Below are 25490 nucleotides of genomic sequence, written 5' to 3'. Positions count from 1 at the left end.
ACACGCACTCAACGTATGGACAATCAAGGTTTTTTTAGAACGCTACGGCAAACAGTCGCCACGGCATTAGTAGGTTCAGCGACGCTGCTGATCGGTTGTACCGGCACCGAAGACCCTCAGCCATCGGGCACGGGTACAACGGGCCCTGGCTCAACAACGACAACCCCAGGATCGGGTACAACCACAACACCAGGCTCAGGCACAACCACGACACCGGGCTCGGGCACAACTACTACGCCAGGCACCGTGGTAGCGAGTGTAGACTACATTAAGGCGAAAGGAAATCTGACCTTTCTGGCAGCTGCCATTGCACAGGCGGGCCTAACGGCTGACCTCAACAAAGCCAACATAACCATACTGGCCCCCTCGGATGATGCGTTCAAAGCTGCGGGTTTTGCCAGCGTTGCGGCTGTAAGCGCAGCACCAGCGGCTGATCTTCGCCGAATCCTGCAATACCATGTGATCGGCTCCCGAATTGACCTGTCGTCTATTCCGACAGTGACTACATATTACCAGACTACATTAAGTGACAGCCGGGTATATGTTACTAAAGTAAGCAATAGCGATGTAAGCTTCAACGAATCAAAGGTGATCGAAGGTGACATTCCAACGACGGGAAGTACAATTCATATTATTAATAAGGTACTTACTCCGCCTTCGCGAAGCTCAAGCGATGTAGCTAAAGCCAACGCTGACCTGTCTATATTCTACGCTGCAGTTGATAAGGCCGGTGCGACCGTACAGAACTTGTTAACTCAGACAACGGAAACCGGAATAACCGTATTCGCACCAAATAATGCGGCCTTTAAAGCGGCTGGCTATGCCGATGAAGCGGCTGTTCGTGCGGTTAGTGCGGATACGCTCGCCAATCTGCTTTCATACCATATCCTTAAATACCGTGCTTTCTCGCAAACCTTCCAGAATGGAGCAGATGTTGTAACAGCACAGGGTACCAGTGTTCGTACCAACGTTTCCAACGGTAAGGTGACCATTCTGGGCAAAGGCAATGGCACCAATGTTGCCAATGTTGTGCAGGCCGACCAGATTTCTACGAATGGCGTAGTGCACGTCATCGACCGGGTGTTGCTGCCGAAGTAATCCTGGTTTAAAAAAGAGGTAGTAGACGAAAAAAGCCCCGATCGGGGCTTTTTTCGTCTACTACCTCTTTCACTCACCTATTACGTCTTCCGTTTCTTTTTACGAGCGGATGGAAATAAGACGTTATTCAGGATCAGGCGGTAACCGGCCGAGTGCGGATGCAGGTTCAGATCGGTTGGCGTACGGAAATTTCCCCCACGCGTTCCCTCCGGGTCGTGACCACCGTAGAAGGTCCACTGTCCTTTACCCAGTTCGCCATAGAGGTAACGATGTGAGCTTTTCCCCTCGCCCATCACCAGCGAACTCGCTTTGACCGCATCTTTCCGGAACGCAGTGGTCTGCCCGAAAAATTCTTTGATAATGTTCTCGTGATTCTGGGTCAGCATAGACGGTATTACGTCCCACTTGGCCGAGAAGTTGAACAGCTCGAAGAAACCGGCGGGCTGGTCATACCCTCGCCCACCCGATGAGTTGATGTCCGAGAAGGTTGAAAAGCCCCGGTAGCCGTTGTCTCCGTCGAGCGTAAAGTTCTCGAAAGCGACGCACCTGCTGAAGTCGAGTTTGGATTGGGCGTTCGGGTCAACGCCGTCGCCGTCGTACGTACTGCCGACGATGTCGACGCCCTCGGCTGCCAGCGCAATGTCGAACGTTTCGGCGGCTGAACACATGGCGAACAGATACCCGCCACCGGCACAAAACCCTTTAATGGCTTTGGCAACCGCCAGCTTCATCTGCGACACTTTCGAATACCCGAATTTGCGAGCGATGTCTTCCTGCGCCTTTATATCGGCCAGCGTTTGCCGGTGCAGGTTTCGGCCGTACTGACCAGTAAAATCTTCGTGGTGCAGGTGCAGCCAGTCGTATTTGGCCAGATCTCCTTTCAACACTTCTTCGTCATATACCACTTCATAGGGAATCTCGGCGTAGGTCAGCACCAGCAGCACCGCATCGTTATTTTCAAATTCAGCAGGTCCCACTTTAATGGGTGAATACACCACAATTTTAGCCGCTTTGTGGAGCGTCACTACGTTCATATTCACATCCGGATCGCTCAGTTGCTGCCGGATCGACGCAGCCCGGGCGTCGGAGATCACCTCGGCCGACACGCCCCGGATACGGCACTCCGCTTCGACGGCGGGGCTGTGCTTGAGTAGGAAGCTGCCCCCCCGGTAGTTCAGTAACCAGTCGAGTTCCTGGTCGTCTTTGAGCACTTTGTAGGCAATACCGTAGGCCTTGAGGTGGTTGGCCTGCTGATCGTCCATGGGAATCAATATCGAATTGGCCAGACCAGAGAGGGTGCTTCCGGAAAGGACCATAAAAACCAGGAGCGTAGAGACGTAGCGTTTCATAAAGTGCGTTACTTTTAAGCCTATGTTGCAAACCTACCGCCCAACCACGCCGAACATGGTCAGGATTATTCAACGAAATACGTGTTACGGCATTATTATAAGCATCACTCTTTTACTCGCGGCTATGGCTTATGGTCAATCGGTACCCGTCAAACAGCCATCGGTTGAACCGGGGGTGTCACACACCCTTGCGAAGGTTCGGAAGCAAACGATCAGTCAGCTGTCCTATGCATTAAATTTAGACATTCCGGCGCAGAAAACGCACCCCATTCCAGCAACTGAAACAATTACGTTTTACTGGACAAAGCATTTGGCTCCTCTTCAACTGGATTTTAAAGAAGAACGCGCTCATTTGCAGAATGTTTGGGTCAATGGAGGAGACATCCCCATTGTTTTTGAGAGCGAACATCTGCTGATTTCTACTGCTTATTTGAAACCCGGCAAAAACACAATTATCATCCGGTTCACGGCAGGCAACTTATCCCTCAACCGCGCCGATGATTATCTCTACACACTGCTGGTTCCCGACCGCGCCCGGACGGTTTTTCCGTGCTTCGATCAGCCGGATCTGAAGGCTACCTTTCAGCTTTCGTTAACGCTACCCGAAGAGTGGCAGGCCATGACCAACGCCCCATACCGTTCCAGCGTTGTGGATGGAGCCAAGGGCCGAATCAGCTATGGCTTTGAACCTTCTGCTGTCATCCCTACGTACCTGTTCTCATTTGTAGCGGGTAAGTTCACCCCTGTCTCCCGAAAAATAAACGGTCGTCCAATGACGCTGTTGCACCGCGAAACCGATTCGACCAAGATCAGGCTGAGCCTGGACCCGATCTTTACGCTCCACGCCGACGCGTTACGTTTCCTGGAAGACTATACCCAGATTCCGTACCCGTTTCAGAAACTTGATTTTGCAGCCATTCCGGATTTTCAGTACGGGGGGATGGAACATGTCGGAGCCATTGATTACCGGTTGTCGAGCCTGTTTCTGGATGCCGGGGCTACCCGCGACCAGAAGCTTTCCCGTGCTACGTTGATTGCTCACGAAACGGCGCACATGTGGTTCGGCGATCTGGTGACCATGCGCTGGTTCGACGACGTGTGGCTGAAAGAGGTATTTGCCAATTTTATGGCCGATAAGATTACGGAAACCGCAATGGCCGATGCCAACTACGATCTGCAGTTTGTGGTCGATCATTTTCCTGCTGCTTATGCCGTCGACCGCACCGAAGGAGCTAACCCCATTGGGCAACCGCTGGCCAATTTACAGGAGGCCGGTACGTTGTATGGTGGCATCATCTACCACAAAGCGCCTATTATGATGCGTCAGCTGGAGCGGCTGATGGGTAAGACGGCCATGCGCGATGGACTACAGGAGTACCTCAAAACCTATTCGTTCGGTAACGCGACCTGGGCCGACCTCATCGCGATTCTGGATGCCCGCACGCCAACGGATCTGGCGGCCTGGAATCAGGTGTGGGTCAATCAAACGGGTCGCCCCAAATTCTCGTATCAACTGGCCAAACAGAACGGCAAAATCAGTCAGCTTACGATTTCGCAAACCGGCGAAGATGGCTCGACCCGATTGTGGCAGCAGAAATTTGAGGTTGCGCTGGTGTACGCTGATCACATCGACGAATTGACCGTATCCATGGACCAGCCACAGGTCACGCTACCGGAGGCTGTCGGCAAACCTGAACCGCAGTATATTGTCTTTAACTCCTCGGGGCAGGGCTATGGTTTATTTCCCGTTGACCCGGCCATGATAGGCCCTCAGGCAGGCACAATTAGAAACCCGGTCACGCGAGCCGCTACGTACATTAACCTGTACGAAAATATGCTGAATGACCAGATTATCAAGCCGAGGCAGTTGGCCAATATTTACCAGCAGTTACTGGGCAACGAATCCGAAGAGCTGAACATCCGCCTGCTTACGAGTCAACTGTCGGATCTGGTCTGGACGTTCACCCTTCCGGAAAACCGCAGGTCGTTGGCCGCGTCGCTGGAAAAAACGGTCTGGCAGGCGATGGAACAGGAGTCAGCTTCCGGCAAAAAGAAGCTTTTGTTTCGACTTTATCAAAACCTGTCCATCAGCGCCGAAGCGCAGGAACGTTTGTACACCATCTGGACCCATCAGCAGGCACCTACTGGCGTTACGTTAACCGAAGATGACTACACATCGCTGGCCCTGGCCTTAGCCGTACGCGACTATCCGGCCGACGGCATTTTAACCAGGCAGCTAGGCCGCATAAAAAACCCCGACCGCCAGAAACGACTACAGTTTATGATGCCAGCCCTGTCGAGCGACGTAACGCAGCGCGATGCGTTCTTCGCTTCGCTGGCGTCCGAACAGAATCGGGAACGCGAAGCCTGGGTGACAGCCGCGCTGGGTTACCTGCATCATCCCTTACGAGCGCCTACGTCGGCCAAGTATCTGCCCAAAAGCCTGGACTTGCTGGAAGAGATTCAGCGGACGGGCGATATCTTCTTTCCCGAATCGTGGCTTCGTTCTACCTTGTCGACCTACCAATCGCCCGCTACGACTCAGTTGATCCGGCAATTTTTAGCCGACCGCCCGAATTACAACCCGCGACTCCGGGCGAAACTTCTGCAGGCTGCGGATAGTCCGTTTCGGGCGAGTAAACTTTTGTATCAGCCATGACTTCCGATGATCCCTTTCCAGCTATTAGTCCCGGTATGGCCCGGGAGCGTTTTTTAGTCAAGGACGAGCTATGGGACAAGCGGTTCCGGCCAAATTTCAATCGGTTCATCATCACTACCTTAGAATTTGCCCGACCGGTCATTAAACTTCCGGTGCCACCCGGCCGAACGGGGAACCACGCTTTATTTTTTCTGACAGCCGGCCAGGTTCAACTGATAGTGGGGCACCATACATATACGCTTTCGGCGCAGGACCTGGTGATTATTCCGGCTTTGCAGATTTTTTCGATCACGGCTATTCAGGAAGATGCCGAAGGCTTTATGTGCTTTTTTAGCCCGGAAGCGCTGCTCAGCACGGCTCAGGAAATCGATTATGACTTCCTGAAGCTTACGGGCAATCCGTTTATTACGTTATCAGCGGAACAATCCGGTTACGTTACGAACCTTTTGAACCGGTTAAACGCGGAGTATACAGGAGTCGGCGCGATCAAAACTGACCTCATCGGAGCTTACCTGCTGGCACTGTTGACGGAAATCAACCGGGCTTACGTTGGTGTCAATAGAGCCAACGTCGATGCCGGTGACCGGCTCGTCCAACGATTTCTGGATCAGCTCAATACCCACATTCGGCAGAAACGATTGGTTACGGACTACGCAGAGTTGTTAAGCGTTAGTCCGAACCACCTGAACAAAGTCGTTAAATCCCGTACCGGCCGCTCCCCATCCGTTTGGATAGACGAACGTATTATCCTTGAAGCTAAGGTGTTGCTGTTTCAATCAGATCTGACCGTTGCGCAGATCGCGGCTGAGGTAGGTTACGACGATCAGTCTAACTTCGGGAAGCTGTTTCGAAAATACGCACAAACGAGCCCGGCCGGTTTTCGCAAAATGATTGATTCTAACCAATTTCTGACGAGTTTAGCCTAACTCAACCTGCGCCTTATACTGAACTTTGCGGCTGAATTAAGTTTGTTGCTTGGTAATGCTGTACCCTGTTTTAGTAGCCCTTCATAGTGCGTTACGCTGGTTTGTTCTGGGCGGTCTGGTTGTTACGTTGTTCAGCGCCTATTCAGGTTGGATCACCGCCCGCGCATACCGTCCGGCCGATCAGACGCTCCGAATCGTAACCACTTCGATTCTGCACACCCAACTGCTCGTTGGCTTTTATCTGTACACGATCAGCCCAATTATCAAACACTACTGGAGCTATAAACCCAGCTTCAGCGAGTCGCCGGAGTTTCCTTTTTTTGGCCTGATTCACATCAGTTTCATGTTTACGTCCGTAATTTTGATGACGGTTGGATCGAGCAAGGCAAAACGGCAGACAGACCCGCAACGGAAATTTAAAACCACGGCCGTTTACTTTACCATTGGACTGCTCCTGATTTTGATAGCCATACCCTGGCCGTTCTCTCCGCTGGCGGCCCGGCCCTTCGTTCGACCGTTTTAGTTCAGCACAGTTTGGTGTAATTCCTTTTCAAGAAGACCGCCGAATGCCGACCGTACGTACCGATTAACGCCTACAAGCTATGACTGCTACTATTTTTAACTCAACTAAAGTCCGGTTACGTGCCATTGGCCTTGCCGAAGGTATTTCGTATCTGATTCTCTTGTTTATCGGAGTCCCACTGAAGCGGCTTGCCGACCACCCCGAAGTGGTGCAGATTGTCGGACCCATCCACGGTCTGCTGTTTGTACTCTACGTAGTGATCGTAATTCAGGCCAAAACCGAATATGGCTGGTCGATTGGCAAGACCTTACTGGCCTTACTGGCGTCGATTCTTCCCGGCGGTACGTTTTACGCCGACCACAAACTGTTCCGCCACCTCCCGAATGACTCATCACCCGAATAGCTATGAGCGTGTTGGTGTTTAAAACGAATATGGTGCACCCGGAATGCGTTCAGGCGGTCGCCCATGCATTGAGTCGGTTTGGGACGGCCATCCGCTGGAACACTGACCTTGATGACAGCGACAAAATTCTACGCGTAGAAACCCAAACGATTTCGGCCGCTGATATTGTTCAGGTGATGCACAATGCAGGCTTCGTTTGCCAGGAACTGGTTTAACTACAAACACAAGAAGCCGGACATCTGTCCGGCTTCTTGCCTACTATACCTATTCTGGAATTACTTCGCAGCGTCGACTGCTGCGGCAGCTTCTGCCGCTTCAATGGCCGAACGATTGGCGTTTCCAAACTCATCACGCTGTTGCTCGAAATAAGCGAATATTTCCGTAATCGCGTCTACGTTCTGAGCGATTTTCGAGTGCATATCCCCCAAATCGTCTTCCAGCCGTTTATCATTGAGACCGTTCATATTGTCTACTTCAATCTGCCCGATCTTGGTCATTAAAGCCGTTTGACTATTCTGCAAGTCTTCCAACTCCCGAACGACTTTATTCATCAATTCGAACTTCTGTGCCTTATCCATATCGTTTTTCTCTTGTTGAGTAATCTTTACTAAACGCATTCGGCGCTGAATAGTTTTCGATCTCCATTCCTTGAGTCGTTGTTGACTCATTGCCAAAATTGATGATGTTATAAATTAAATCAATTTGAATGATGGACAACTAGTTTCTAATCTTGCCTTCGTAAACAGACAAAGCCAAGACAGATTTGTCAGTATCTCACCTCACTAAACTGGTTATTTTATGGAAAACCAACCCCAAAAACTCACTACCGCATCGGGCAGCCCCTACTTCGAAAATGAGAATTCGATGTCCGTCGGTCAGCGGGGACCACTTTTGCTGCAGGATTATATTTTGCATGAGAAGATGGCCCACTTCAACCGCGAACGGATTCCGGAGCGCGTTGTTCACGCCAAAGGCTCCGGCGCATTCGGTACGTTTACAGTAACGAATGACATCACCAGGTACACCCGCGCCAAATTATTCAACGAGGTCGGCAGGCAGACACGCGTTTTTCTGCGTTTCTCGACGGTTGGGGGAGAAAAAGGATCGGCCGATACCGAGCGCGACCCACGCGGTTTTGCCGTAAAATTCTATACCGAAGATGGTAACTGGGATCTGGTCGGTAATAATACGCCTATTTTTTTCCTGAAAGACCCTAAGAAGTTTGGTGATTTCATTCATACCCAGAAACGCGATCCTTACACCAACTGCAAATCGGCGACAATGGTTTGGGATTACTGGAGTCTCAATCCGGAGAGCCTACACCAGGTTTTAATTCTGATGTCGGACCGGGGTACACCCGATGGGTACCGGCACATGAACGGATACGGCTCGCATACCTTCTCCCTGATCAATGCCGATAATGAGCGCGTATGGGTGAAATTCCATTTCAAAACAGAGCAGGGCATAAAAAATCTAAGCAGCGATGAAGCCGTTCGGTTGAAAGGCGTAGATCCTGACTACGCGCAGCGTGATCTGGTAACTTCCATCGACAGCGGTAATTTCCCCCGGTGGAACCTGAAAATTCAGGTCATGACCGACGAGCAGGCCAAGACGTACAAGTGGAACCCATTTGACCTGACCAAAGTATGGTCTCATGCTGATTTCCCGCTGATTGATGTGGGTGTACTTGAATTAAACGAGAATCCCGACAATTATTTCCAAGATGTGGAACAGTCGGCGTTTGCGCCCGCGCACGTAGTCGACGGTATCAGCTACTCGCCCGACCGGATGCTACAGGGCCGTTTGCTGTCTTACCCCGATGCTCAACGGTATCGTTTAGGCGGTAACTACGAGCAGATTCCGGTGAACCGCTGCCCGTATGCCGTTAACAATTACCAGCGCGACGGACAGATGCGTATAGACGGGAACGGTGGCCGCAAACCCAACTATTTCCCGAACAGCTTCGACACAATTATGGCGGACGAAAGCTACAAGCAACCCGCCTGGCAACTGGAGGACTCAGTGGCTGGCTGGTATGACCGTAACGCCCCCGGCGAGAACGATCATTACACGCAGCCCGGCAACCTCTGGCGTCTGATGAATCCTGAACAGAAGATCAATACGGTCAACAATATCGTCGGTGCTATGAGTGGGATTGATGGCCCTAAACGCGACCAGATCATCAACTTACAGTTGTGCCATTGGTTCCGCGCCGACCTGTCGCTGGGTATGGCCATTGCGCAGGGGCTGGGCATCAGCATGGAAAACTTGCAGGGAGCCATGCCTCAGCAGCACGCATAGGGTTGGTTTAAACGGATATAGCGAGTTGAAGGGGTGCTGGTGGAAAACTGGCACCCCTTCTTTGTTTAGATCATCTGACCTAATACCGTGACTATACCAGCAAACAGGTTCTATTCTCAACTGTAATTAGTGACCTATGCCAGTTTAGCGATTGTTCCTATATCCAACTACATGCCATTGACTAGTTAACCTTATTTATTAAACTACCGTATAATTAATATTATAGATTTATAGAAATCAGTTATTTTATAATCACATACGCGATAATTCCTATTTATATTCACTAACCAAATATACTGTAAACCAAGCTAATAGATAGTCTACATTTAATAAAATAAATGTAATAACTTTTAATTTTTTTAGATCATATATAAAAAATAATTTTGCAGGCAACATTTTTATAATACTTTTAAGCCATAAAAATGCTTTCTGAAAATAATAAGTTATGTTTATATAGTTTATATTAACTTAATTATATTTTAGTAAGCAGTAGTTAATTCTATTCACCTCAACGTTAAACTTTTTGCTTATGTAGTACTCTCTCTACGTCATTATCCGCTGCCGCTGGCTTTTGTTGGAAAGCCCCTATCCCATCGCCCTGTTTATTATATCCGGCGACCTGGATCGTTTCCATTACATTCCTAATTACTTATTACTCATTATTCTTTTCTTCTATGAAACGAACGTTTATCGTCTCCGACAGACGAGCACCATCCAGCCTAGTGGCCTGGTTTGCTCTTATTCTTTTGTTCGGCCTATTCATCCAGGCCAACGCCCAATCGGGAAATGCACCCTGCAACACGATTACTCCGCTTATCAGCTCAACTTTTTCAAGTTTGTCAGTTACTTCCAGCCGAAGTCTGGGAAGTGATGAATTTGACAATAAAGGCAGGTTAATTGATTCAGACCTTACCAACCCATCTACTTTCGGCTTTCTTGGGGTAGGTTCTGCTTACGTTGAAGTAAAAGACCTTGCTGCTACAGGAGGAAACGTCTATCCTGCTGGCGGCTATGCCGGTTTTGTTATTGATAATGATGCTATTTCATTATTAGGTACCAGTACAATTACTACCTATTTAGGTGATACTCAGAAGGAATCTTTTCCTACTACTTCCTTGATTGCGGTGGGAATTGCATCTGGTCGGTCAAGAGTTGGCTTTGTAACAACACAACCTTATGACAGAATACGCTTTACATTTACATCAGTAGGGGCTGGTAGCATAAGTGTCTATTACGCGGTTGCCGAACGAGTCTGTGCAGCGCCAGCTTTAGATTGTAATAACACAGCAACTCGTAATACGCCTGTCAGGCTTAATAAACCCTCATACCCAGTAGCGGTTAGCACTAGTTTTAGTGGTGTGAACGTAGCTACTATAACTGATGCTGAGGCAGCAATCTCAGCAGATGCGAATGACGTCGCCACCCTCAATCTTATTATTGGGGCAGGAAGCGCTACGTTTTCAGTACGAGACGTAACAGGCACTGATTTTCCAGGCGGTACATTTGCTGGTTTTGACATCGCGAGCGTATCCCTGGTAGATGTTGGCGTTTTGAGTGGAATAACCGTTGCAACCTATAATAACGGCGCACCCACGGGCCAAAGTGCAACAGGTACCAGTTTGATTTCAGCGAACGTTTCGCTTTTATCGGGCACGGGTCGGCGAACCGTCGGTTTTGTCCCAACCCAGCCTTTCGACGAAATTCGATTAATCGTTAGTGGCGTTAATGTTATAGGGACTACGAACATTTATGGAGCCGTAGTTCAGCAGTTCTGTGCAGGTCAAGCATTGGCCTGTAATGTAACAACTCCATTGACCTCTCCTGCCTATCCCGTCATTATTGACCCAGCTAACACGGGTTTTAGTGGGATATTAAACGTAGGCAGTATATCGAATGAGACCAATGCGATTGACGCTAACCCGAACAACTCAGCATCGCTTGCTTTGACGGGTAGCGTTGCGGGAAGTGGATCATTTGCGGTAAAGCTACAGGCAGGAGGTCCCCTTCCAGCCGGTACATTTGCTGGCTTTGATATCAGCAACCCCAATTTGATAACCGTTGATGCCAATACCCGGATCCGGGTTGAAACCTATATCGGTGGAGCTCCCACTGGAGATTTTGTTATAGACGCTGGCACCCTGATCGCAGGCAGTACGAATTTACTGACCCCATCGGGGCGTAGAACAATAGGTCTTGTCGCAACCAAGCCTTTCGACGAGATAAAACTAACCGTCTCCAGGTTATTAACTGTATCGGTCGGAACGCTTGAAATTTATGGCGCAGTCGTCAGAAACCTATGTGGGACTACGATCACCTGTAACCAATCGTATCTGCTGAATAGCTCCACGTCTTCTGTTGTAATTGACAATCAGCGAACCGGTATTGTAGGTTTAGCTGGTGTAGCAGCAAGCATTCAGAACGTAGAGAACGTAATTTCAGGCGACCTGACTGACTTCGCTCAAATTACCAATACCGCTTCTGCCGGTACGGTAGCGGCAATTGCGGTACGTAACCCAATAAACGATTATCCGAGAGGATCATTTGCTGGATTTACAATCAGAAGAGCACCCAATCTCGTACTTCTTAATGTGTCTGACCGATTATTCATCCGGACATATCGGGATGGTACTTTCGTAGAGGAAAGAACAGCTACCAGCTTACTTGACCTATCAATCAACCTGTTTGGGCCGCCAAGTGATCGCATCAATGTTGGCTTTATTACAACGCAGCCATTTGATGAAGTCCAGATCAGCGTTTCGCCATTAGTTGGCGTCAACGCGTTGAATGGTGGCATTGATGTGTTCGGTGCCTTCGTGAATACGAGCACGGCATCGGGTGATGGCTTCTTCTGCGCGCAGAACCCGAAACCTGATTTTAACGTAACCAACATCAATCAGCCGGTAACGGGTAACGTCAGCACCAATGATGTAGTCGCTGCGAATACTACCTACGGACCGTTTACTCTGGTAAGCAGCCCTAACGGCTCGTCGCCATCGCTGACCCCTAATGGTAATGGCGGTAGTTACACCTTCAACACGGCTACACCAGGTGTGTACGTATATAATGTAACGGTTTGCGCTCCTAACCAAAGCAACTGTCCGACTCAGACGCTGACCATTACCGCTCTCAACCCAACGGTAACGACCAACAACCCCGTGGTGAACCCCGACATCGCTTCTACCGTAGGGCCTAACCCGGTAACAGTCAATGTGAAGGCTAACGATGGCCCAGGCAACACGGGTGGTACGCTAGGCACACCGACCGTAACAGGTGGTCCATCCAACGGTAATGCGGTAGTCAATGGTCAGAATATTGTTTACACACCGAATGCTAATTTCGTTGGTACTGACCAGTTCACCTATCAGGTTTGTGAAACACCTGGCGGAAGATGTGGTACGGCGGCAGTAACCGTTACAGTATTACAAGCTGGGTTACCAGCCGTAGCAACCGCTGCTGATGATTATGTTAACACCGCTCCGGGCGTAACGGCTACCGGCAACGTATTGACCAATGACAGCCCAGGCCTGACCGTGACTGGCTTCGGTCCTGCTACCTCTCCAGCTGGTACGCTGACGCTGAATCCGAATGGTACGTTCAGCTTCGCTCCAGCGGCTGGTGTGACCGGTCCGGTGGACTTTACTTACACGGCTTGTACAAATGGAGGACAGCCCTGTGCTACAGCAACCCTGCACGTACTGGTGAGCCCAACGACCACGCCGAACACCAACCGGACCAATCCGGACTTCAATGTGACCAACATCAATCAGACGGCCACTGGTAACGTCAGCACGAACGATGTGGTACCAGCAGGCACCACCTACGGTTCACCAACGCTGGCTAGTGGTCCGAACGGAGGCAACTTAAGTTTGCAGCCTAATGGTACCTATACCTTCACCACGGCGACCCCAGGTGTGTACGTCTATAACGTACCGGTTAACTGCCCAGGAGGGGGCGGCTGCGCGGCTCAGACGCTGACCATTACGGCAATTAATCCAGCCGTGACTACCAACAACCCAGTGGTTAACCCGGACATTGCTACTACTACTGGCACAAACCCAGTTGCAGTCAACGTGAAGGCGAACGACGGTCCGGGCAACACCGGTGGTACATTAGGAACGCCAACGGTTTCAGGCAACCCAGCGAACGGTACAACCTCCATCAATGGGCAGAACGTAGTCTATACGCCAAACGCAGGTTTCACCGGTACTGACTCGTTCACCTACACTGTCTGTGAGACACCCGGTAACAACTTGTGTGGCTCTGCGGTGGTAACCGTGACGGTATTGCCTAACGGAAGCCCAGCGGTGGCAACAGCAGCGGATGACTATGTCAGCACCGCTCCGGGCGTAAACGCAACTGGTAACGTGTTGACCAACGATAGTCCTGGTTTGACCGTCACGAACACAGGTGTGCAAAATGTAACCGGTGGTTCACTACAACTAAACGGCGATGGTACTTATATCTTCACGCCGACAGCAGGTTTCACGGGTCCAGTCAACTTCACCTATACCGCTTGTGGTAGTGGTGGACAGCCTTGTGCTTCGGCTAGCCTGCACGTACTGGTTAAACCAACGACCCCTGCAAACACCAACACAATTTATCCAGACTTCAACGTAACCAACATCAATCAACAGGTGTCGGGTAACGTCAGCACGAACGACATAGCACCAGCAGGAACTACGTATGGCCCAACAACCCAGGCCAGCGGTCCAGGAGGAGCTACCTTTACGCTTCAACCTAACGGTACGTATACGTTCATTACGCCAAACCCAGGTGTGTATGTCTATAACGTACCGGTCAACTGCCCAGGAGGAAGTTGCCCAACCCAGACGCTGACGATCACGGCGCTGAACCCAACGGTGACGACCAACGCTCCCGTAGTTAATCCAGACGTCGCATCCACGGTAGGTACCACGCCGGTAACGATCAATGTGAAAGCGAACGATGGTCCAGGTAATACCGGGGGTACACTGGGCGCTCCGGAGATTTCTACCGGCGCAACCAATGGCAATGCAGCTGTTAATGGTCAGACCATCGTCTACACTCCGAATCCAGGTTTCACCGGTACCGACTCGTTTGTTTATCGGGTATGCGAAACACCAGCGAATCAGTGTGGGTTTGCAACGGTGACTGTTACGGTACGGCCTGCTGGTAGCCCAGCGGTGGCTACCGCTGCAGATGACTACGTCAGTACGGCTCCGGGTTCGACCACTACGGGCAATGTGTTGACCAACGATAGCCCTGGCCTGACAGTTACCAACCCGGGTACCTACAGTCCTGCGGGCGGTACGTTAACATTGAACAGCAACGGCACGTATAGCTTCGTGCCTAACCCTGGCGTCACAGGTCCAGTCGACTTCACATACACAGCTTGTGGCGGCACTCCTCAATCGTGTGCTTCGGCTACCCTGCACGTGCTGGTAAAACCAACGGCTGGACCTGACCTGACGCCAAGCATAAACCTGCCGCAAGCGAACTTCAGCCCATCCGGTCCAAATGCTACCCGGAACTTTACGGTAGAACTACAGGAGTTGAGAGGTCTTCCGACAGCAGGCACGGTGGTGTTTACGCTAACGGCTCCGTTCGGTTACGAGATTTCGTACAACGGTGGGCTAACGTCGATTGCAGTCTCCGGCGGAGGAACGGTACCGGTAGAGAATACCAGATGGACGGCTTCTCAAAACGGACAGCAATTCACGTTAACGCTTAATAATGGTCAGGTCATCCCGGCTAACGGAACGGCAGTTATAGGATTTACGATAACTCGGACTTTCGCGAACTCTGGTACTCCGGCCAATATTATCGTAAACATTACGAATGATAACACCAACTCTGCGTATGACAGCAATGCATTAAATAATAATTACACAAGAATTATTAATGCATCGCTAAATTAAATTGCATAATAAACGGCACTGTGTAGTTTTGCACGGTGCCGTTTTTAGCACCTTCAACTTAAAACTCCCATAATCATGACCAGAAAAATTTTACTAGTTTTTCTAATCAGTCTAGTTGGCAAATATGCCTGCTACGCTCAAGATCCAACTGTGGGCGGAATCGCTTCCGTTCCAAATACTTTACCTTCAAGCACTACAGGAACGGTTCAGGCTAATTTTGGCAATAACAGCTCTGTCCCAATTCCTCAGGCTAACAATGCGACGTACACAATCAACCTCCCCTCCAACATTGGTGTAACGAGCTTTAGCATCACCCCAGCTGCCCCGAACCTGTCGGTAACAATTGGTGCATACGATCCCCAAAACGGAACAATTGTAACGATTGTCAGTAACCAGGGTCCCGTACCAGCTAATGCTAACTATAACATTGTACTCAATGTTCTGGCTTTAAAAACCACGAATGGCGCTGCAGCCCCGATCAGCATCAACGCCAGAACGTCGCCAGCAGTAGGCACTAACGATCCTCAGAATGACAACGCAGCCGGTAACATTATTGTAACCGGTACGGCCCTGCCCGTTAACCTGATTTCGTTCACGGCTAAAGCGCAGGACAATCGTACAGTAGCGCTGGAGTGGTCAACGTCGCTGGAAACCAGCAATAAAGGGTTCGTAGTTGAGCGCAGCAAAGACCTGAAGGCTTTCGAAAAAGTTGGCGAAGTAAGCGATGTTGCCGCGAACAGCACGGCTCGTAAAAACTATCGGCTTTTCGACAACTCGCCTTTTCAGGGTACCAGCTATTACCGGTTAACGCAGATTGATCTGAGCGGCAAATCAACAGCCTACCCAACGGTATCTGTAGTACTCCGCGATGGCGCTTACGGTATCTTCCCAAACCCGGTTGTTAACGATCAGGTGTTCAGAATCAGCATGGACGAGCCTGAAACGGCAACGGTTCGCTTCTACAACGTAGACGGTCGTTCACTGCCATTCCAGAAAGCCGGAACTGAATCAGGTAGTCTTTTATTGAAATCTGTGGGTAAACTACCTACTGGTGTTTACATTGTGACCGTTGAAGAGCGTGGCCAAACCCGTAAACATCGTGTTGTAGTTGAGTAAGCATTGTCTTTTACCAGATTGATTTCAACCCATTAGCATTTGACTTCCAATGAATAAGAACTCAAAAAATAGCATAAATCCTTCCGCCAAAAAGGCGTATAGAACCCCGAAGCTTAAAGTGCTGGGGAATGTAAAGAAACTTACGCTTAAAACAGGTTCTAATACGGACGGTTTCGGCGGATCTGGATTCACCGGATAAACGCAGCTGAATTGCGGCACACAAAAAGCTTGATTCGTTTACGAATCAAGCTTTTTTTTATCTTTATATTCCTGTCCATTTTTAGAGTATGTCCATTACGCCCGATACCCGTATCCAGATCGTTTCCAGCCAGTCATCGTCTGTACTTGGCAACGAAACGATTGTCTTAAATTATGAAGTTGGTAATTATTACGAACTCAATGAAATCGGCGGGTTTATCTGGTCACAGTTACAGGCCAATAAAGTGATGTCTGTCAACGAACTAAAAGCCCGGTTGCTTGACGAATTCGATGTAGAGGAATCCGTTTGTGAAGAAGAACTCATGCAGTTTTTAGACAATCTTTTTCATGAAAAGCTCATTGAAAAAACAGTCTGATTTCGCAAAATTCCGGTCGCTACGTGGGTATGATGTAGGCTTGCTCGTTAGCGCTTTTTTTGTACTGTTAGTGTATAAGGGTCTATTACTTGTCTACCCATTCAATAAATTCGTTGCGGCCAAGCCGGGTCAGGATGGTTCAGCAAATGCACTCCCTAATGATAAAATTGACAGAATGACCTGGGCGATCCGAGTTGTCAGCGCCCGCATCCCGCTGGGGTTTACGTGTCTGGTACAGGCGTTAAGCGCAAAGTGGTTATTAAAGAACCCTGAGGTTCAGATCTGTATCGGCGTTCAGAAAAGTGAAACGGATCAGTTTTCGGCGCACGCCTGGGTCGTCTACAGAGGCCGAACGATTCTCGGCGAACAAGCCAATCAGGTGTTTCAGCCCATTATGGAATGGAATTGAGTCTGTATTATTACAAAGCATACGGGTTAGTGATTGGCTCCGAAATTCCATTGCCTCCTCTACCCGAAATTAGCCCGGCTCCGGCCGACTTACGAATTAAGCGAAGCCAGTTACCAGCTAACTCAGCGCTGGAGCCCTCGAAAGCGTACCGGGCGGGTTTGAATGCACGATGCGCCCAGGACCAGTCGGGGCAGATCTGGTTAACCTGGCCACCCCTCCTTTCTTACCTGGCTACTGACGGTACTAAGCTATTAGTCGACACAACGCAGACCGATGCGGACCTGGTGGCGCTGTTTACGTATAGCGAGGCCCTTGGCCTGATCCTGTTTCAGCGGGGGTACTTTCTGCTGCACGGGAGCGCGGTGCAGATCAATGACAAAGGCATCGTCTTTTTGGGTGAGCCGGGGGCGGGTAAATCAACAACCGTTGCTGCTTTCGCCCAGCAGGGTTTCGGCGTAATCAGCGACGACATGGTTTGCATCCGGGTTAATGAAAGCGGCACGCCCGTGTTGATCCCGGCGTTTCCGCAAATCAAAATATGGGAAACCAGCGTCGACGGATTACAGCTAGCTAAAGAAGAGTTGGCACCGGTTCGCGAAGGAGTGAATAAGTTTTCGTGGAACGATTCCATTACGTTCGAACAAGACGAAGTGCCGTTAGAACAAATTTATGTGTTAACTGCCCCCACGGATTCAGGCGGATCGACCGAACTGCTTCTTCAGAGCCAGGTTCCGGTTGAACTGCTGGGTTACTTTCCCCTCCCCGACTCCTTACTACGCGGTGCCTCGCTAAAGGACTTTTTTGAAAAAAGCAGCTCCATAGCGCGATCAGTACCGGTTATTCGGATGAGCCGCCCTGCTAACTTCGCCAGGCTTTACGACTTTGTTGAATACCTGACAACTACCGCATAATGAATTTTGGGCACTCTGCTGAATTAACTTTACTGCTCAACGCCTGCACACTAGACCTTTCTGACGAGAAGCGCACAGAACTGGGCCAGCTCATCACGCAACCGCATCTGGACTTAGACCGGGTACAGGCTCTGGCGGATCGGCATCGGCTGGCACCGTTTCTGTATCGTACGCTCCAGCAGATTCCCCAGACGCCGGAGCCGTTTCTTACTTCGTTACGTACCACCTGCCAACGGCTAGCTACTGACAACCTGCTCAAACTTCATGAGTACCATCAGGTCGCCAGGTTGCTGACCGAGCACGGCATTGATCATATCGCTTATAAAGGTGTGCATCTGGCCCAAACGTATTATCCCGACAGCAGCCTGCGGATTTCGGGGGACATCGACATTCTGGTCGCGACTGAAGACGCCATTAACGCCATTCGACTGCTCCAGGCAAACCAGTATCAGTTAAACGAAAGGCAAACCCTTTATTGGGAGCATAGCGGGCAGGGCCTGCTTGACGATTTATTCGAAGTAAGCTTATTTAAACCCTTCTTCACCAACCACTTCGATATAGACTTACACTGGGCGATCATGTTCTTTAACCGGGACTATGCCTCGTTTCGTCTGCCTGATTTCCGGGCTGAACCCACGCGTCAGCAGGAGTGGCAGGTGATCTTGCTGGTCACGCACCACGGGGTGACCAACCTCTGGCAGCATATCTACTACGTGAATGATCTGTATTTTTTGCTGGTCAACCAATCCATCGACTGGCCGTGGTTACTGAAGAAGCTACGCCAATATGGTCTGGAACGCGTATTTCTGGCTGGTTTACACTGGTGTCAACAAATCTGGGGGTTATCGTTACCTGAGTCAGTTCAGGCGCAGGTGGCTACAGACGCTATTCGTTCGCTGGCTCGCTCGTACGAAACCAACTGGGAGGCTACTCAATCGGTTAGCGGAAGCGATCTTGTGTTGAAGCAGTTCACCTATTTTGTGAAAGCGCAGACGCAGGTGAGCAAGCTGGTAAACATTTATTTCACCTCGTTAACAAGCCGGGTTTTTCGGGCCAGTACGTTCAAAATCGGCCAGCGAATGATTTATATTTCTAAAGAATGGGGATTCGTCACGATCTTTCTCCGAGCCGTTCGCTCCATTTATCGCCTTGTCTCAAACCGCTAGTAACGCAGCTAGTCAGCGTTATTTGACAGATCGCTCAGCCAGATCGCCAGGTAGATAATCCGACTCAACAGCCAGTTGTAGCGTGTCTTTTTCTGGACCGGCATCCTGGGGTTAAACACCAGTCCTACAATTTTAGTGAACACAGCCCGGTCAATAATGCCCCAGATTGGGTGGCCAGGCGACGCAAACTGCTCGTGCGTGGCGTCGTATAATTGTTGCGCCGACAGCGTTGCGTATTCAACAAAATTAGTCTTCGTCAGACGGGTCGTAATGCCCGGCGGTAAAACGGCTTGCAATCCATTGCGAATTAACCCGCGACCGCGTCCCCGATCGAAACCGACTTCTAAGGGAGTCGCCAGGCCAAGCTCGACAACCTGCCTATCAAAAAACGGAAATGAATATTGATGACCGTAGTAAGCGCCAATGTGATTCAGCTGCTCGTTGCAGATCACATTGGTCGTATTTAGGATCTGGTCGACGGGAATCCCGTGTTCCGACAGAAAGGCAGTCGTAAAAGCTTTTGTTGACAGCTGAGTACTGGGCGGTACGCGTTGTTTAAAGTCGGCACTCAACGCATTGTTGATCAGATTCCGGTGAGCCAGCTTATTCTGAATGCGTTTAACACAATAGGTAACAAGAGTGGCGCTGGGAATGCCGAACACTCGTTTCTGCTCGAGGCTTGTGTTGAGAAAAACGCCCAGCGGCTGCGTTTTAAATCGCTTGACGATCTCAGCGCCTAGCAGGTAAACGATGTAGTTTTCGAATTTCTCCTGTTCGCTTAAACTCAGCCAGTTACTGCTTATGGGTGTCAGGTTACGATCCGGATAGGATACAAACTGTCGGCCCGCCACCGCTAAATTCGCCCAGTCACTCTGATCGATCAGCGTATCAAGATACTCGTAACAGGTGGCAATTACGCTGTCGCCGTCGTGCCCGGTCAGGAGACAATCGCAGCCGATCTGCCGGGCTTTCAGCGAAACGCTCAGGTGAAAACTAGAGGGAATAATGAAGTGCTCCGGCCGGTCGAACAGCCGGTTAATCTTTAGAATAGAGTCGAGGACATCGGGAACCGGATGCACTACGTGGTGCTCGGGATGATGGCGATCAACGACCGCCTGGACGTATTCGGATTCATCAGTAGAAGCCAGTCCGGTATCGATATTGAACGTATGGAGTGAAGCACGGTTCTGCTGGGTGAGTAGCTGCTGAGCCACGCAACTGACCGACGACGAATCGAGTCCACCACTCAGGTGAGATCCGATTGACGTTTTGCGCTGCATGCGACCATCAACGGCCCGCTCGAAATAATCCCGGAACTGATCGGCATAGGCGGCTGCTCCATTCAGGCCCGCAAATCGTTTCAGATTGGGGTTCCACCAGGTTTTGGCGGTCACCCGCTGCGCATCTATTTCCAGGTAATGACCCGGCAAAACGCTGTAGATGCCTTCGTAAAAGGTTTCGGCGCTGTACGGTACGTAGCTGGTTACCCACACCAGGTATTCGTAGGCCTTATGCAGATCCGGTTTTACGGTCACTTCCCGCAGCGCCAGCAACGCTTTTATTTCCGACGCGAAGGCAAAAAAACGACCCGGCTGGTGTACGTAATAAAGCGGCTTAACCCCAACAAGATCACGGGCACAGATCAGCATCTGCCGTTGGGCATCCCACCCGACTAGGGCAAAGTCGGCATTACGTTCATTGAAGACGACTGTTCCCCGCTGCCGGTATTGATTCGCAAACGGCTGCCCGGCAGCCGTAGCGTCGAAGAGATCGGCATCCGCTATGGCATACCTCGATACAACTGTATCGACGTCAAGTTGGCCGCCAAATGACAGGAAAATGCCCTGTTCAACGGGTTGGCTAACCACTTCTCCCCTGTGCTTTAGTAACCGATTCAGGTTGGTGATATCGTCGGGAGCAATCGTTTGCCCATCAAAGCGAATCATACCGGCGATTCCACCCATACTAGTCTGATGCGGCAAACCTTGTTGTTGCCCTTATCTGCAAAATAAAGGAAAGCCTGGACAATCTGCTATATTTAGTATCTTCGCCAGAACCAATGTTGTTTGTTTTATCCTGTATCGCTCCGTGTTGTTGCGCTCACCGTTCCTCCCGAAATCTGTTCTGTATCTGGTTACCGCGCTGGTCTGTTTAGGCCTTTGTGGCAGCTGCGACCAGCCGTCAAACGCCCCCGCCCCCGACGATTCGGCTTACTATCCGCTCAACGTGGGCGATTACTGGATTTATCAGGTAACGCAGGAGCATTACGTATCGGCAGATTCGGTAACCCGGCGCGTGTACCAAGTTCAGGAACGGATTCAAAATACGTATAGCCAGAACGATCAGTTGATTTACGTCGTCGAAGAATCCATTCGCCCGTCAGCGCAGTCAAACTGGAAAATTAATGGCCTCAGTACGCTCTACAAAACACTTTCGGAGGTCGTTAGTCAGCGCAACAACGTACCGGTTGTTGATCTGGCCTTCCCAATTGGCTCGACTACGTCCTGGAATCTGAACGCCTACAACGCGAATCCCGATACGTTGCTTCAGTACCAGCAGCCAGGCCGTTCGTATACAGTTGGTAAGCTGGCGTTCGACAAAACCGTTTCGGTGGTGGGTACAAACGACTCCACGCTGGTGGATCAATCCAGGTACCTCCGCGTATACGCCCAACATATCGGCCTGGTGTATCGCGAGAATTTAGCGGTGGCGTTCTGCCAGTCCTCACCCGATTGCGTCGGCAAAGGTATTGTTACGTCCGGAACGCGGCTTAAACAAGAACTTATTGCGAGTAACCGCCTGCCGTAATGCTTCGGTCTGATTAGCCAATACGTAGTGCTCCACTCCTACTGCCAGACCACTTTCCCCGTGCGGATTTCGGTACGTCCGTCTTTCCAGACCAGTCGCAGCGAATACGTATACAGACCAGCGGTATTCGCCTGCCAGAGCAATGAATTTCGGCCGGCCGCAATGGGAAACGCCTGATCAGAAATTGGTACGCCTAGCAGGTTATAAACCGTCAGCCGGGCTTCGGCGGGCAGCTCCTGAACGGGTAAATCCAGTTCGAACTTGGCGTAGGTAGTGGCCGGATTCGGATATACGGTAAAGCGAATGGGCTGGTCAGTGCCGACAGTCGTAATGGTTAGCACATAAGGTGGCTGGGTCCGGTTACCGGCGGCATCTTTCCCGAAAACAATCAGCTGATACGTAGCACCAGGTTTGAGGTCCAGATTAGTGGTCACTTTAAGCTGATTCGCCGATACCGAGACAAGGGTGAACGACTGCGGTGAAATTTTTTGGGCACTGCACGTATCACAGGCCGACAAATACATATCCACAGCAGTAAGATCAGTCGGCACCAGGGCGTTTTCATCCAGCAGAAACACCTCTACGCGGGGCTTTCCATTGACAACGGCGCTGTCTTCCTTAATTACCCCATTGATGAACACATTAAGCGCGGGGCTGATCCGATCGGGCAACCTGTTGAGCGGATAACTGCTGCCCGCGCCCGCCTGCGCCCAATCGACGGTCAGCGTAGCCGTGTTGTTAGTCCGGCTTAACTCGGTTAACTGATTATCCGGGTCGATCAATACGTCGATTTTCTGCAAATTCTCATCCCTCGGAATTGTATACACCAACGTATCGCGGTACCGAAAGGCGTTAAAGCGTACCGTATGGCTGACCGAGGTTTTACTGGTTGTCTGAATCGCTACGTTCACCGGCTGATCGGCCGAAAAACGACCCAGATTAGCCATCGGCACCACAACCCGGATCGAATCACTCGTGCGAAGCGTTCCGCCCGCTACGGTCGACGCCAGGTAGATGCCTTTCTGTTCTACAGCATAATCTGGATTAGGTAACGGATAGACAACCAGGGCGGGATCGCCCTGCAAAATCATTTGGGTTAACACGGCCAGATCATGCAGGTCAATGCCTTCTTTCTCAAGCGCAGCATTTAGCTGCTGCTGAATTTTCCCCAGCGACATGCCCAGCGTAGCCGGATTACCAAACAAGTCGCCGTATAACTTGGTCAGATACCGCGTTGTGGGCTCTTCGTAGCTGAAATACGAGTGCGCCAGTACGGCGGCCGCTCCTTTGTCCGGTGCAAGCAGCCAGTCGGTCGACAGCGTATTAAAGCGGGAAAATATCTCACCCACTCCGCAACCGTTGAAAATCATGAGCGGATAAAACGGGTTCGCGAAGCCATTCTGCGGGGGCGACGCATAGCCAAAGTTGACGTCCGTAATCGAAGGGCCAGCATGACCAAAAAAGGTGATCAGGCTCACGCCTTCGTTCACGACTGGCGCAATATTGGCCGATTCAATTGCGTCGTAGGGGTTCGTTTTGCTGTAAGACGTAACGTGCCCACCCAGCAGACCCTTTTGGAACAAATCGGCCAGGTTGCGCAGGGCGTTCCGTAAGCCCTGCGCTTCAAACTCCGACTTGCCCCCGCTGATGTGAATAATGTTTTTGCGCCAAAGCCCATTTGGTACTGAGGTTTCAAACTGCTTGACTTTCTTCAGGTAAGCCATCACCTGATCGTTGGTCAGTACATTGAGTCGGCCCGTCGGAATAGCGGGTGTATTGGGCGCATATCCATTCAGGCCGGCCGTCAGCAGAACATCGGAACCGGGGTAACCAATAGTTGGCACCAGATCATCGGGGGCCGTTTTTACGTAATACGGGTAACTGCACGCTTTTCCGATCAAAAATAAGTGCTTCACTGCCGTATTGGCCAGCATGAAATCGGCAAACCGGCGAAGCGCGAGGGGACTCCGTTCCCCGTAGTTAAACTGATCGTAGAGTGAGTCCGCGTCAATTAACAGCGGAGTAAAGCGTCCTCCCTGTACCGATGCCCGGTAGTTGGCATAGGCGGTTGCCGACTGGGTAAGCGACGCATGAGTAATAATTAAAAAATCAGCGTCTTTGGGATAAGCAAATCGAAAGCGGGCGGGCTCAATCGATAGGGGTTTAAGAAACTTGTTGGTCAGAAGAACGTTGCGCCCCTGGCTCGTTTCGTCTACAACAACCTGCCTTTTCCCATCAGATGCCTGTAGGGTTAGGTAACGGCAACTCGTTTTATCCGTAATGTCGTAAGCAATCGCCCCCGCAGGAATGTTCTGAATGGCCAGCAGGGCGGTTTGGCGGGGGCCAGCCGGCAGGTGAAATACCTTTGTCGATTGCCCGGCCATATCCGGCGCCTGCGGATACGACAGTTTCACGTAGGTAACCGAAAATTGGGTAGTGCCCCCCTCCTGACCGGCCCTGAAACGCAGCGAAAGCCGTTCGTTCTGAAGGGTAGCCGGATTAATGGCTGCCTGAAACGTCTGGCTGGAGAATCCGGGGGCATCCAGTACGGCCAGGGGCGTCTGCGGGCCAGCCCCCGACTCAACCAGAACTCGATGAAACAGAAAATCCCGGCCGTTAACCATGCCCTCTACCCTGATAGGCCAGTTTGCGGCTACCCGACCCGTTAATTTAAAGGAAACAGTTCCGATCGAATCAGCCCGGATCAGCTTTCCCGACCAGCCTTCACCGGGCTCAAAATAGCTTTGCTGTAAGGGGGGCTCAATGCCTTTTAAACTGTTGAAAGTGTATTCGTCGGTGAACGCCTGAACGGTCTCTTCAACGTGAAATGCTTCGGCAGTACGTCCCTGAGCCGACAGGTTCAATTCCGGGATTCGCTTCCCTGTTGCGGTCGGGTCGCTGGTTAGAAAATAGGCGGTAAGGTCCGAAAACAAGGTTTGGTACGGGTGTAGCCGTTGCTGAGGCCGGTAAAGCAGCGAATCCTGACTACCGTCATTACCTTCTCCATAAAACTCCAGATAATCTGATTCATCAAATACTCCGTCCTGCTGGCCCACAACCCGGATGGCGATCTCTTTACCCCGGAAAAACAGTTGCCAATGCGTAGGATTCGTCCGGAAAAACGCAGCGTCAGCGGCTTTGAGGTCTTGATAACTAATCCGGTAAATTCCCGCCTGGTTCACCGAGAATTTCAGGTATTGTTGACCGGCCTTGATCCATTCGTTACCGAACCGTTGTTGCGCCTGTAGGATCAGCGTGGTTAGGACTAAAAATGCAGTGAGTATTCCTTGTTTCATGCTGTAATCAACCCATCCGGACTGAAATCCGGAATACGACGCTGGCGAGGAAA

The 25490-nt window shown here is 50.7% G+C and carries 18 protein-coding genes; 14 read left to right on the top strand and 4 right to left on the bottom strand.

Annotated elements, in window-relative coordinates:
- Positions 1 to 15: 15 nt before the first annotated feature.
- Entirely contained in the window at positions 16 to 1098 is a 1083-nt protein-coding gene (locus ACYVBJ_RS06280) for a fasciclin domain-containing protein (RefSeq protein WP_460981442.1), read from the top strand.
- 80 nt (positions 1099 to 1178) lie between these two features.
- On the opposite strand, the gene ACYVBJ_RS06275 is transcribed toward ACYVBJ_RS06280, so the two are convergent.
- A complete protein-coding gene (locus ACYVBJ_RS06275) occupies positions 1179 to 2447 on the bottom strand; it encodes an asparagine synthetase B (protein ID WP_460981441.1) in 1269 nt (422 codons plus the stop codon).
- A gap of 124 nt (positions 2448 to 2571) precedes the next feature.
- Here ACYVBJ_RS06275 and ACYVBJ_RS06270 point away from each other — a divergent pair, with 124 nt between their 5' ends.
- The 5 genes from ACYVBJ_RS06270 (at position 2572) to ACYVBJ_RS06250 (ending at position 7173) form a co-directional block, all read left to right on the top strand.
- Positions 2572 to 5106: a M1 family aminopeptidase gene (locus tag ACYVBJ_RS06270; RefSeq protein ID WP_460982123.1), complete on the top strand. Its 2535-nt coding sequence runs from the start codon at positions 2572 to 2574 to the stop codon at positions 5104 to 5106.
- Positions 5103 to 6032 carry a helix-turn-helix domain-containing protein gene (locus ACYVBJ_RS06265; protein ID WP_460981440.1) on the top strand — a complete coding sequence of 310 codons (930 nt, stop codon included), beginning with the start codon at positions 5103 to 5105 and terminating at the stop codon, positions 6030 to 6032. The genes ACYVBJ_RS06270 and ACYVBJ_RS06265 overlap by 4 nt, the downstream gene beginning before the upstream one ends.
- Before the next feature lie 55 nt (positions 6033 to 6087).
- Positions 6088 to 6555, top strand: coding sequence for a hypothetical protein (locus ACYVBJ_RS06260; protein ID WP_460981439.1), 468 nt, complete (start codon positions 6088 to 6090; stop codon positions 6553 to 6555).
- 79 nt (positions 6556 to 6634) lie between these two features.
- Positions 6635 to 6958, top strand: a complete 324-nt coding sequence (locus ACYVBJ_RS06255; RefSeq protein WP_460981438.1) for a DUF3817 domain-containing protein — start codon at positions 6635 to 6637, stop codon at positions 6956 to 6958.
- A 2-nt stretch (positions 6959 to 6960) separates the two neighbouring features.
- Positions 6961 to 7173: a hypothetical protein gene (locus ACYVBJ_RS06250; RefSeq protein WP_460981437.1), complete on the top strand. Its 213-nt coding sequence runs from the start codon at positions 6961 to 6963 to the stop codon at positions 7171 to 7173.
- Positions 7174 to 7233: 60 nt separating this feature from the next.
- On the opposite strand, the gene ACYVBJ_RS06245 is transcribed toward ACYVBJ_RS06250, so the two are convergent.
- Positions 7234 to 7626, bottom strand: coding sequence for a hypothetical protein (locus ACYVBJ_RS06245; protein ID WP_460981436.1), 393 nt, complete (start codon positions 7624 to 7626; stop codon positions 7234 to 7236).
- 130 nt (positions 7627 to 7756) lie between these two features.
- Here ACYVBJ_RS06245 and ACYVBJ_RS06240 point away from each other — a divergent pair, with 130 nt between their 5' ends.
- From ACYVBJ_RS06240 to ACYVBJ_RS06210, 7 genes are all read left to right on the top strand, one after another.
- Complete coding sequence (locus tag ACYVBJ_RS06240; RefSeq protein WP_460981435.1) at positions 7757 to 9259, top strand: catalase; 1503 nt, start codon at positions 7757 to 7759, stop codon at positions 9257 to 9259.
- Between the two features lie 1358 nt (positions 9260 to 10617).
- Positions 10618 to 15156, top strand: coding sequence for a beta strand repeat-containing protein (locus ACYVBJ_RS06235; RefSeq protein WP_460981434.1), 4539 nt, complete (start codon positions 10618 to 10620; stop codon positions 15154 to 15156).
- A gap of 75 nt (positions 15157 to 15231) precedes the next feature.
- Positions 15232 to 16272 (top strand): T9SS type A sorting domain-containing protein, encoded by a 1041-nt coding sequence (locus ACYVBJ_RS06230; protein WP_460981433.1) that lies wholly within the window; start codon positions 15232 to 15234, stop codon positions 16270 to 16272.
- Between the two features lie 287 nt (positions 16273 to 16559).
- Positions 16560 to 16847, top strand: coding sequence for a PqqD family peptide modification chaperone (locus tag ACYVBJ_RS06225; protein WP_460981432.1), 288 nt, complete (start codon positions 16560 to 16562; stop codon positions 16845 to 16847).
- Positions 16819 to 17256, top strand: a complete 438-nt coding sequence (locus tag ACYVBJ_RS06220) for a lasso peptide biosynthesis B2 protein (RefSeq protein ID WP_460981431.1) — start codon at positions 16819 to 16821, stop codon at positions 17254 to 17256. Before ACYVBJ_RS06225 ends, ACYVBJ_RS06220 begins: the two co-directional genes overlap by 29 nt.
- Positions 17247 to 18167 (top strand): serine kinase, encoded by a 921-nt coding sequence (locus ACYVBJ_RS06215; protein WP_460981430.1) that lies wholly within the window; start codon positions 17247 to 17249, stop codon positions 18165 to 18167. Before ACYVBJ_RS06220 ends, ACYVBJ_RS06215 begins: the two co-directional genes overlap by 10 nt.
- Positions 18167 to 19333 (top strand): nucleotidyltransferase domain-containing protein, encoded by a 1167-nt coding sequence (locus ACYVBJ_RS06210; RefSeq protein ID WP_460981429.1) that lies wholly within the window; start codon positions 18167 to 18169, stop codon positions 19331 to 19333. The genes ACYVBJ_RS06215 and ACYVBJ_RS06210 overlap by 1 nt, the downstream gene beginning before the upstream one ends.
- Positions 19334 to 19341: 8 nt before the next feature.
- On the opposite strand, the gene ACYVBJ_RS06205 is transcribed toward ACYVBJ_RS06210, so the two are convergent.
- Positions 19342 to 21297: an asparagine synthase-related protein gene (locus tag ACYVBJ_RS06205; protein ID WP_460981428.1), complete on the bottom strand. Its 1956-nt coding sequence runs from the start codon at positions 21295 to 21297 to the stop codon at positions 19342 to 19344.
- Between the two features lie 130 nt (positions 21298 to 21427).
- Here ACYVBJ_RS06205 and ACYVBJ_RS06200 point away from each other — a divergent pair, with 130 nt between their 5' ends.
- Entirely contained in the window at positions 21428 to 22141 is a 714-nt protein-coding gene (locus tag ACYVBJ_RS06200; RefSeq protein WP_460981427.1) for a hypothetical protein, read from the top strand.
- Positions 22142 to 22179: 38 nt separating this feature from the next.
- Here the strand turns inward: ACYVBJ_RS06200 and porU2 are convergent, their stop codons facing one another.
- The gene (porU2, locus tag ACYVBJ_RS06195) at positions 22180 to 25437 is read right to left on the bottom strand and encodes a putative type IX secretion system sortase PorU2 (protein ID WP_460981426.1); all 3258 of its coding nucleotides are present in this window, start codon (positions 25435 to 25437) and stop codon (positions 22180 to 22182) included.
- Between the last annotated feature and the right edge of the window lie 53 nt (positions 25438 to 25490).

The sequence above is a fragment of the Spirosoma fluminis genome (assembly GCF_054778895.1).
The sequence above is the reverse complement of the archived record's forward strand: the minus strand, read 5'-3'. Positions and strand labels throughout refer to the sequence as shown.

Bases quoted from the DNA above. Each gene is read 5' to 3' on its own strand.
- ACYVBJ_RS06250 (WP_460981437.1), top strand. From the start codon at position 6,961: ATGAGCGTGTTGGTGTTTAAAACGAATATGGTGCACCCGGAATGCGTT.
- ACYVBJ_RS06210 (WP_460981429.1), top strand. From the start codon at position 18,167: ATGAATTTTGGGCACTCTGCTGAATTAACTTTACTGCTCAACGCCTGC.
- ACYVBJ_RS06275 (WP_460981441.1), bottom strand. From the start codon at position 2,447: ATGAAACGCTACGTCTCTACGCTCCTGGTTTTTATGGTCCTTTCCGGA.
- ACYVBJ_RS06265 (WP_460981440.1), top strand. From the start codon at position 5,103: ATGACTTCCGATGATCCCTTTCCAGCTATTAGTCCCGGTATGGCCCGG.
- ACYVBJ_RS06230 (WP_460981433.1), top strand. From the start codon at position 15,232: ATGACCAGAAAAATTTTACTAGTTTTTCTAATCAGTCTAGTTGGCAAA.
- ACYVBJ_RS06240 (WP_460981435.1), top strand. From the start codon at position 7,757: ATGGAAAACCAACCCCAAAAACTCACTACCGCATCGGGCAGCCCCTAC.
- ACYVBJ_RS06255 (WP_460981438.1), top strand. From the start codon at position 6,635: ATGACTGCTACTATTTTTAACTCAACTAAAGTCCGGTTACGTGCCATT.
- ACYVBJ_RS06245 (WP_460981436.1), bottom strand. From the start codon at position 7,626: ATGAGTCAACAACGACTCAAGGAATGGAGATCGAAAACTATTCAGCGC.
- ACYVBJ_RS06270 (WP_460982123.1), top strand. From the start codon at position 2,572: ATGGCTTATGGTCAATCGGTACCCGTCAAACAGCCATCGGTTGAACCG.
- ACYVBJ_RS06220 (WP_460981431.1), top strand. From the start codon at position 16,819: ATGAAAAGCTCATTGAAAAAACAGTCTGATTTCGCAAAATTCCGGTCG.
- ACYVBJ_RS06205 (WP_460981428.1), bottom strand. From the start codon at position 21,297: ATGGGTGGAATCGCCGGTATGATTCGCTTTGATGGGCAAACGATTGCT.
- ACYVBJ_RS06280 (WP_460981442.1), top strand. From the start codon at position 16: ATGGACAATCAAGGTTTTTTTAGAACGCTACGGCAAACAGTCGCCACG.
- ACYVBJ_RS06260 (WP_460981439.1), top strand. From the start codon at position 6,088: ATGCTGTACCCTGTTTTAGTAGCCCTTCATAGTGCGTTACGCTGGTTT.
- ACYVBJ_RS06215 (WP_460981430.1), top strand. From the start codon at position 17,247: ATGGAATTGAGTCTGTATTATTACAAAGCATACGGGTTAGTGATTGGC.
- porU2 (WP_460981426.1), bottom strand. From the start codon at position 25,437: ATGAAACAAGGAATACTCACTGCATTTTTAGTCCTAACCACGCTGATC.
- ACYVBJ_RS06225 (WP_460981432.1), top strand. From the start codon at position 16,560: ATGTCCATTACGCCCGATACCCGTATCCAGATCGTTTCCAGCCAGTCA.